This window comes from Mycobacterium sp. TH-M116 (genome assembly GCF_057473685.1).
Genome location: NZ_JBYCLC010000169.1, coordinates 1 through 8,369 on the forward strand (window position 1 = coordinate 1; position 8,369 = coordinate 8,369).

Genomic DNA, 8,369 nt, shown 5'->3' on the forward strand with positions numbered 1-8,369 from the left:
GTCACCGCATCGGCTGGTCTCGTTCATCGCGTCGGGTCACCCACCGTCAGCACGCCTGCTGTCGCCGAAGCGCCCCGGAGTCGTCGCCGGCCCCGGCGGCTTCACCATCGGCGACGCGCACGCAGACCGATCGCAGGGCCGCCAGGTACCGGGTCACGGATTCGCGGGCGACCGGGTTGCCGGGAAACAGCACGCTCGCAGCGGTCTCGTCGAACCGGCCCACCATCGTGTTCAGCGGATAGGTGACCCGGCCGTCGCTGTGCGCACCGACATGCAGGCCCCCGAACATCTTCGTCAGCACCGACAGCGGACTCACCTGGGCGTCGAAGAAGTTCACCAGCGAGAACAACGGCCGGGGCCGGATCAGCGACGGCACCAGTTCCACGACCCGTTCGAACGGCACCTGCGCGAGGTCGGCACCCGAATCGAAGGACGCCTGCGCGGCGCGGGCCGCCTCGCCGAAGGACGCCGCCGCGGGAACGGTGATCGGGATCAGCCCGGTGCACCAGCCCTGCGTCATGAAGTCCGCCTCGGTGCGACGGGTGTCTTTAGGTGTCAGGCCGTAATAGGTTTCGCCGCCGGTCAATTCGTGGACCGCCAGGGCGATGCACGCAAACATGCCCCCCACGAACCGGGCGCCCGCCGCGGTGCAGGCGGAGTCGAACCGCTCGGTTTGCTCCCGGTCCAGCAGGGTCACGCCGAGCAGGTCACCGCCGCAGGGCACCGACCACTCCCCCAGCGCCAGCGGGAACGCCGGGAATGTTCCGCCGTTCGCCTCGGCGAAGCCGATCCATGAGACCACCTCCGGCGAGTCCGGGGTCAACGCCGCGGTGTACGCGCGCTGCCGCACGCAGAAGTCGTCATAGCTGCCGGCCGGGGGCAGCACGAGGGGCGGAGCGCCGCCGACGAGCGCGTGGTACGTCGTCTGGAACTCGATGAGCCCCGCCCCGACGAACTGCCCGTCGGCGTGCAGATGGTCGATGCTGGCGTAGAACGTGAAGCCGTCGGCGCGCTGAATGATCCCGAAGCTGAAGCAATCCCACTGCAGCGGGCCGGGTGTGGCCACGATGTGGTCGCGCAGTTGCGGACTCGTCCGCTCGCCGTGCGTGGTCGGCACGAACTCGATGTCGGCGGCGTCGGCGATGGTGTGCCGGACGATGTGGTCGGCGTCGCGGTACTCGAACCAGCTGCGATAGGTGTCATGCCGACGCAGGTGCGCGTTGATCACGTAGGACATCGCGCGGAGATCGCACCGGCCGTCCACGTCGACCGAGGCGATCAGCAGCCTCGAGTGATCCAGTCCCCGGGCGGCCTGATCGGAGAAGCTGCGCAGATGCCGGGTCTGGATGTAGCTGGGCGGCACCGCGCTCACCGGCGCGGCGAGGGCCTTGGCGCGGGCGGCCGGCGAGGGGTGCCAGGAAACCAGCGAACCGGGACCGGGATCCCAGTCAGTGACCGTCGATACGTCGAGTGGTCCTATTCGCACTGCTGCCTCCTGTATCTCGGCGATTGTCCAGCTGTTCGTGGAGATGATCCGCCAGACCGCGCGCGGTGGTGCTGATGTCCTTGGGCGCCAGCCGTATTCCCGTCTCGGCCTGCAGGCGGGTGCGCAGTTCGAGGGCACCCAGCGAGTCCAGCCCGTACTCGGGCAGCGGCCGGTCCGGGTCGACCGCGCGGCGCAGGATCAGGGCGGTCTGCTCGAAGACCAGTTGCCGGAGCCGGGCGGGCCGCTCCTGCGGCGGCAGGTCGTCGAGTTCGGCGCGGAATTCGCTCGTGGCACGGTCCTCGGGTGGCGGTGCGTGCGCCCCCGGCAGCGGCTGGTCCGCGACGCTCGCACCGCCGCGCCCGTGCGCGTCCGCGACGCCGCCGGAGCCGGGCAGGCGGCGCCGTGTCCAGGCCGCCGGCGGCACGTCGAGCAGGCATCCCTGCGGATAGGGCACCGCGAAATCCACCGCCGCGCCCGCGCCGTACAACTCGGCGAACACGCCCCGCAGTCCGTGCGGTGGCCGTCCGCCCCGCCGCATGCTCGCCAACGCGGCCACCGGCGTGCCGGCGGCCGCGGCCGTTTGCTCGACGGCCCGGATCAGCAGCGGGTGCGGGGACAGCTCGACGAAGACGCGGTGCCCGTCATCGAGCGCTGCGCGCACCGCGGCCGAGAACCGCACGGTGTGACGCAGGTTGTCCGCCCAGTAGCGGGCATCGCACGCCGGTTGCTCGCGCGGGTCGAACAGGGTCGCCGAGTAGTAGGGCACCCGGGGGGTCGTCGGGCGCAGCTGCGCCAGTGCCTCGGACAGCTCGTCGAGGACGGCGTCGACGTGCGGGCAATGTGCCACGCCGAGGGCATCGACAGCCACTTCTCGCGCCGTCACCCCACGCCCCTCCCACCCGGTGAGCAGCGTGCGGACCGACTCCGGGGGCCCGGCGATCAGCGCGGTCACCGGCGAGGTCACCGCCGCGACGACGACGTCGTCGATGCCCAGGGCGGTCAGTTCCGAACGCACGCGCAACGCGGGCAGCTCCACCGCCGCCATCGCCACCGGACCGGCAACCGTGGCCATCAGGCGGGAGCTGCGGCAGACCAGCCGCACCCCGTCCTGAAGCGACAGCGCCCCCGCCACCACCGCCGCCGCGGCCTCGCCCAGCGAGTAACCGATCACACCACCCGGGGAGACCCCATAGGACCCGAGTGCGGCGGCCAGCGCCACCTGCATCGCGAACAGGGTCGGCTGCACCCGGGCGATCCCGGCAACCAGTTCGGGCGCGGTCATCGCGGCGGTCACCGAGAACCCCGACTCCTGCGCGATCAGCGGTTCCAGCGTGGCCACGGTCGCGGCGAACACCGGTTCGCTCGTCAGCAGATCGGCCCCCATCGCAACCCACTGCGATCCCGCACCGGAGAACACCCACACCGGGCCGCGGTCGTCGCGCCCCACCGCGGGCCGGTACGTGGTGTCGCCGCCGGCCACCTCCCGCAGGCCGGCGATCAGCTCCTCGACGCCGTCGGCGATCACCGCCGTGCGTACGGCCCGGTGCGTGCGTCGCCGCGCCAGCGTGTAGGCCAGGTCCGACGGCACCACGCAGTGCGCCCGCCCGTGCACCCAGTCCGCGAGCCGGTCCGCGGTCTCGCGCAGCGCGTCGGCCGAGGACGCCGACACCAGGAACGCGGCCGGCCCCGGCGAACCGGATCTGCCGGCGCCGTGGACATCGAGCTCTGCAGGCATGAGGTCGAGCTGCGAACCGCACGGGATCACCGCGTGCCCGACGGCCAGGACCTCCTTCATCAGCCCCAGCACCCCGCCGACGGACCACGGGTGCGCGCCGTCGGCCCGCACGGCGCACGGGTCCGCGTCGTCGCGGACGACGCCGAGGACCCGGTCGCCGTCGGCAAGCGCGTCGGACAACCGTTTGAGCACCAGCGCGGCGCCGCCGTCGCCCGGAGCGAACCCGTCGGCGGCCAGCGCGAGATCGCTTTCTCCCTCGCGCAGGCTGCGGCAGGCCAGGTGGACCGCGCCCGGGCCGGAGGAGCAGTCGGTGTCCACCGTCATCGCCGGGCCGTGCGACCCGATAGCGTCGGCGATCCGCCCGGACGCCGTGCCGTGACCGGTGCGCGGCGATCCGTGTGGCCCCTGCGTGAGGCCCACGAACACCCCGGTCGCCGAGCCGGCCAGCGCCCCTGCGGTCAGCCCGGCGTGATCCACCGCCTCCCAGGAGACCTCCAGCAGCAGACGCTGCCCGGGGTCGAGTGCTGCGGCCTCGCGCTCGCCGATCCCGAAGAAGTCGCAGTCGAAAACGTCCGGATCCCCTCGCTGCCGAGACGATTCGGCGGCCGCGTCGCCGCCAGCCAGCCGCGCCGCCCACAGCAGCTCGGGAGAGTCGATCCCCCCGGGCAGCCGGCAGGCCATGCCGACTACGGCGACCGGGGTCACATGTGGGGGGGCCACGTCCGTCAAGCGTTACCTCTCTCGCCAGCGGTTCACGCCGTGGTGGTCGGTTCCGATCCGGCAGGGCACCTACGGCAGGGGGGGTGGCACCGCCCCGGCATCGAGGCCGAAGTCCGCACGCCGAGTTGAGCGACAGCGTAGCGGCCGCTTCGCCGATGCAGTCCGAAATCGCGGGTTCGCCGCAAAATCGCCCGCGGGTAGGGTGGCGCCTCGTGATCGAGCGGTCCGTTCCGGCGATGCTGCGCGAGTGCGCCACCCTGGCGCCCGACGGCACGGGTTTCACGTTCGTCGATTACGAACGGGACCCGGCCGGTCTCCGCGAAAGCCTCACCTGGTCGCAGACGTATCGGCGGGTTCTCGCTGTGGCGCGGGAACTCCGGATTGTTGCATCACCCGGTGACCGCGCTGTGCTCCTCGCGCCGCAGGGGCTCGATTATGTGGTGGCTTTTCTGGGCGCGTTGGAGGCCGGGGTCATCGCGGTTCCGCTGACCGGCGACCTCGGCGGCGCCGCCGACGAACGGGTCGACTCGGTGCTGCGCGACGCCGCGCCCACCGCAATCCTCACGACATCCTCCGTCGTCGGCGATGTCGTCCGGCGGGTGACGGCGTTGCCGTGCGAGTCCGCCCCGTCGATTATCGAGACCGATTTGCTGAGCAGCGACTCCCCGGTGGCATCCGGTTGCGGGCGCGCCGATTTCCCGGACACGGCCTACCTGCAGTACACATCGGGATCGACCCGTGAGCCGACGGGAGTGATGATTTCCCACGAGAACGTCCTGACGAATTTCGCGCAGCTGATGTCCGGCTACTTCGCTGACAGCGGAGGCGTCGCACCGTTGGACCTCACGCTGGTGTCATGGCTGCCGTTCTATCACGACATGGGTTTGGTGCTCGGAATCTGCGCGCCGATATTGAGCGGATTTCACGCCGTGCTCACGAGTCCGGCGTCGTTCCTGCAGCGACCTCACCGGTGGATGCACTTGCTGGCGAACAATTCTCGGGCATTTTCGGCGGCCCCCAATTTCGCGTTCGAACTGGCCGCGCGCAAATCGTCGGACGACGATATGGCCGGCCTCGATCTCGGCAACGTGCACACCATCCTCAGCGGGAGCGAACGTGTACAACCCGCCACCCTCGAGCGCTTCGCCGAGCGCTTCGCCCGTTTCAACCTGCGCGCCTCGGTCCTCCGACCCTCCTACGGACTCGCTGAAGCCACGGTGTACGTGGCGGCCGGCGATCCCGGTCGACCGGCGTCGATCGCCCACTTCGACTCCGGGCAACTCGCCGCGGGCCGCGCCCGGCGGTGCCCGGACGCGGCGGGCACCGCGCTGGTCGCCTACCCCCTGCGGGCATCACCGCTCGTGCGGATCGTCGATCCCGACACCCGCATCGAGTGTCCGGAGGGCACGGTCGGCGAGATCTGGGTATTCGGCGACAACGTGGCGGCCGGCTACTGGCAGAGGCCGGGGGACACGGAGCGGACCTTCGGAGAAAGAATCTCTGCGCCGTCGCCGGGGACACCCGAGTCGCCCTGGCTCCGAACAGGCGATTCCGGCTTCGTCTCCGGCGGCGAACTGTTCGTGATCGGCCGCATCAAGGACTTGCTGATCATTTACGGGCGCAACCATTCTCCCGACGACATCGAAGCGACCATCCAGGAGATCACCCGGGGCCGCTGCGCGGCGATCGCGGTTCCGGGCGACGGTACCGAAAAGCTGGTAGCCGTCGTCGAACTCGGGGCGCGCGGTAATGCGGACGCGGACCGGCTCCGCCTGGTCGCGCGTGAGGTGACCGCGGCGATCTCGGCCTCGCACGGCGTGGGCGTTTCCGACGTCGTCCTGGTCTCCCCCGGCTCCATCCCGATCACCACGAGCGGCAAGGTCAGGCGAGCGGAATGCGCCCGGCTTTACCACAGCGGCCTGTTCAGCCGCCTGGATGTCTCACCGCGCCGTTCCTCGAGCGCCGCGCGGCCGGCGTTGTAGCCGGGGATGAAGGTGATCCCCGGCCCACCGTGGCAACCCGCACTGCCCAGATACAGCCCGTCGACCGGAAGCGGTTGGCCGACAAAACCTCTCGGTCCCGGTCGGTTGGGGCCGATCTGGTCGGGGTTCAACAGCCCGTGACAGTAGTCGCCGCCCGGCGCCCCGAACATCACGCCCATGTGCCTGGGTGTGAACGTGGTGTGCCGGGTGATGCTGCGCTCGAAGTTCGGTGCGAGCCGGGTGATCTTGTCGATCACACGCTGACCCATCTCGGTCTTGGCCCGTCCGTAATCGGCGCCGCCCTCGATGGGGAACCACAGCGCGAACGCCGAGGCGGCGTGTCTGCCCGGCGGCGCCAGGTCGGGGTCATTCTGCGACGGGATCTGCAACACCACGGTCGGATCGGCCGGAACGATGCCGCGCCGGCAGTCCTCCCACTGCTGCTGCACCTCCTCGGGCGTGCAGAACAGGCCGATCGACGCCTGCATGGCCGGTTCGTTGAGCGACTCGTAGGGCGCGGCGAACACGGGGGCCTCGTCCAGGGCGAAGTGCATCTGCAGGTAACTGCCGCGGTGGTCGGTGCGCGCGTAGCGGGCGCGGATGTCGGCAGGCAGCGCGGCCGGATCGATCAGCTCGCCCACTGTGACGTCGGGCGCGATGCCGGACACCACGATCGGGGCGGCGATGGTGTCGCCCGCCTCGGTGCGCACACCGGTCACCCGCCCGTCGGAGACGACGATCTCGGTGACCTTGGTGCGCAGGCGGACCTCGCCGCCGTGGCTTTCGAGCAGCTCGCGCAGGTGCGCCGTGAGCGCGCCGATGCCGCCGCGCAGCTTCTTCATCTGCATGGTGTCGCCGTCGGGAACGCCCAGGCCGAAGGCCAGCGCCGCGGCGCTACCGGGCGTGGCCGGGCCGCGGTAGAGGGTGTTGACGGCCAGCACGGTCATGGAGCCGCGCAGCGCGGCGTGCTTCTCACGGTCCGGCAGGTAGCGGTCCAGCACGTCGGTCACCGACCCGAACAGCATGTCGTCGATCGCCGAGCGCTCGAACTCGTTGGTGGCGCAGGCGTACATCTCGTCGTAGGTCTTGGGCGCGGCTCCGGCCTCGAACCGGCCCAGCGCCCGTGTCGGCGCCTGGCTCCATGCCATCAGCCCGGCCATGCCGTTGACGGCGTCGGCCCCGTGCACCTCGCCCAGATGGGTGAACAACGTGATCGGGTCGCTGTACTGGATCAGTGGGTCGTCGCCGATCCCGCGCAGCGCGACCGACATGACGTCCAGGTCGATCGTCGGCAGCGTGTCCAGGCCCAGTTCCTCCACCACCACCGACGAGGTCGGGAACTGCACCGACCCGGCGATCTCGAACCGGTATCCGTCGAACAGCTCCACGGTGGAAGCCATCCCGCCGGCGTAGAGCTTGGCGTCCAGGCACACGGTGCGCAGACCCGCCTTTTGCAGCAGGACCGCCGCGGTCAGCCCGTTGTGCCCGGCACCGACGACTATCGCGTCAACCGTCATGTCCAGCTCCAGGAATGGGGAGGCCACGTCCAGCCTCCGGGAATGAGGGGAGGCTGGCATGAACCGAAAGTTTTGTCAATATTGACGAAAGTTGGGTCAGGGGACCCCGGCGCCGGTGATGCCGGCCCGCAGCGACTCCAGCGCCGCATGGCACACCCGCGCGAGTTCGCCGAGCGAGCGATCCTCGCCGAGCATCCAGACCTCCATCGCGCCGAACACCGCGGCCGCGATGCAGCGCGCAGTCACCGCGATGCGCAGCCGGGCGTCCGGGGACTGCCCGCGCGACTCCGCCGCGCAGCTACGTCGCCGCAGCTGCGCCTGCACGGCGTCGCCGAAGTCCGCCTGGACCTCCCGGATGTGGCGGACGATCCGGCTCGGGTCGAGCTCGCCCTCGCGCAGCGACGCGATTTTGGTGACCGCGTCCACGTCGTACGGGAACGAGAAGATGGCCGCCCGCACCGAATCGATGATCGGCTCGTCGGCGGGCCGGGCGTCCAACGCGGCCCGGAACCAGTGCAGGCCGGCGTCGTAATCGGCGAACAGCAAATCGTGCTTGGACGTGAAATGACGATAGAACGTCCGCAGCGACACCCCCGCGTCGGCGGCGATCTGCTCGGCGGAGGTGTCCTCGACCCCTTGGGCAAGGAACCGCACCACCGCGGCCTGGCGCAGCGCCTCCCGGGTGCGCTCGCTGCGCGCGGTCTGCGCGGTCCTGGACATGGGGAGTAACCTACCGCACCTGAGGTTTTGTCAATATTGACAACACTGAAGGGTGCGGCGAAACTGCGCCCATGATCTCGCTTCTCGTGCACGCGGTTGTTGGGCTCTCCGTCATCGGCTGGATCGTCGCGTCGAACTCGACGGTGTTCGCCCGCCCGCCCGGGGGTCGCCTGTTCTCCCCGCTGGAGCTCGTCTACTACGCCGTCGGC

The 8,369-nt window shown here is 70.5% G+C and carries 5 protein-coding genes and 2 pseudogenes; 2 read left to right on the top strand and 5 right to left on the bottom strand.

Going from position 1 to position 8,369, the window contains the following annotated elements; translation table 11 throughout:
• Positions 1-46 precede the first annotated feature (46 nt).
• From AC2VOK_RS08545 to AC2VOK_RS08555, 3 genes and pseudogenes are all read right to left on the bottom strand, one after another.
• Positions 47-1,486 carry an acyltransferase gene (locus AC2VOK_RS08545; protein ID WP_428900088.1) on the bottom strand — a complete coding sequence of 480 codons (1,440 nt, stop codon included), beginning with the start codon at positions 1,484-1,486 and terminating at the stop codon, positions 47-49.
• Complete coding sequence (locus AC2VOK_RS08550; protein ID WP_428900091.1) at positions 1,449-1,880, bottom strand: acyl carrier protein; 432 nt, start codon at positions 1,878-1,880, stop codon at positions 1,449-1,451. Before AC2VOK_RS08550 ends, AC2VOK_RS08545 begins: the two co-directional genes overlap by 38 nt.
• Positions 1,863-3,941, bottom strand: a pseudogene (locus AC2VOK_RS08555) (acyltransferase domain-containing protein); the annotation flags it as partial. The pseudogene AC2VOK_RS08555 and the gene AC2VOK_RS08550, both read right to left, overlap by 18 nt.
• Positions 3,942-4,153: 212 nt before the next feature.
• Between AC2VOK_RS08555 and AC2VOK_RS08560 the strand changes: the two are divergent.
• Positions 4,154-5,923, top strand: a complete 1,770-nt coding sequence (locus tag AC2VOK_RS08560) for an AMP-binding protein (protein WP_428900089.1) — start codon at positions 4,154-4,156, stop codon at positions 5,921-5,923.
• Here the strand turns inward: AC2VOK_RS08560 and AC2VOK_RS08565 are convergent.
• Positions 5,848-7,440 carry a phytoene desaturase family protein gene (locus AC2VOK_RS08565; RefSeq protein ID WP_428900092.1) on the bottom strand — a complete coding sequence of 531 codons (1,593 nt, stop codon included), beginning with the start codon at positions 7,438-7,440 and terminating at the stop codon, positions 5,848-5,850. The genes AC2VOK_RS08560 and AC2VOK_RS08565 overlap by 76 nt on opposite strands.
• Positions 7,441-7,536: 96 nt before the next feature.
• Positions 7,537-8,160 carry a TetR/AcrR family transcriptional regulator gene (locus AC2VOK_RS08570; RefSeq protein ID WP_428900090.1) on the bottom strand — a complete coding sequence of 208 codons (624 nt, stop codon included), beginning with the start codon at positions 8,158-8,160 and terminating at the stop codon, positions 7,537-7,539.
• Positions 8,161-8,231: 71 nt separating this feature from the next.
• Here AC2VOK_RS08570 and AC2VOK_RS08575 point away from each other — a divergent pair.
• Positions 8,232-8,369, top strand: a pseudogene (locus AC2VOK_RS08575) (DUF2834 domain-containing protein); the annotation flags it as partial.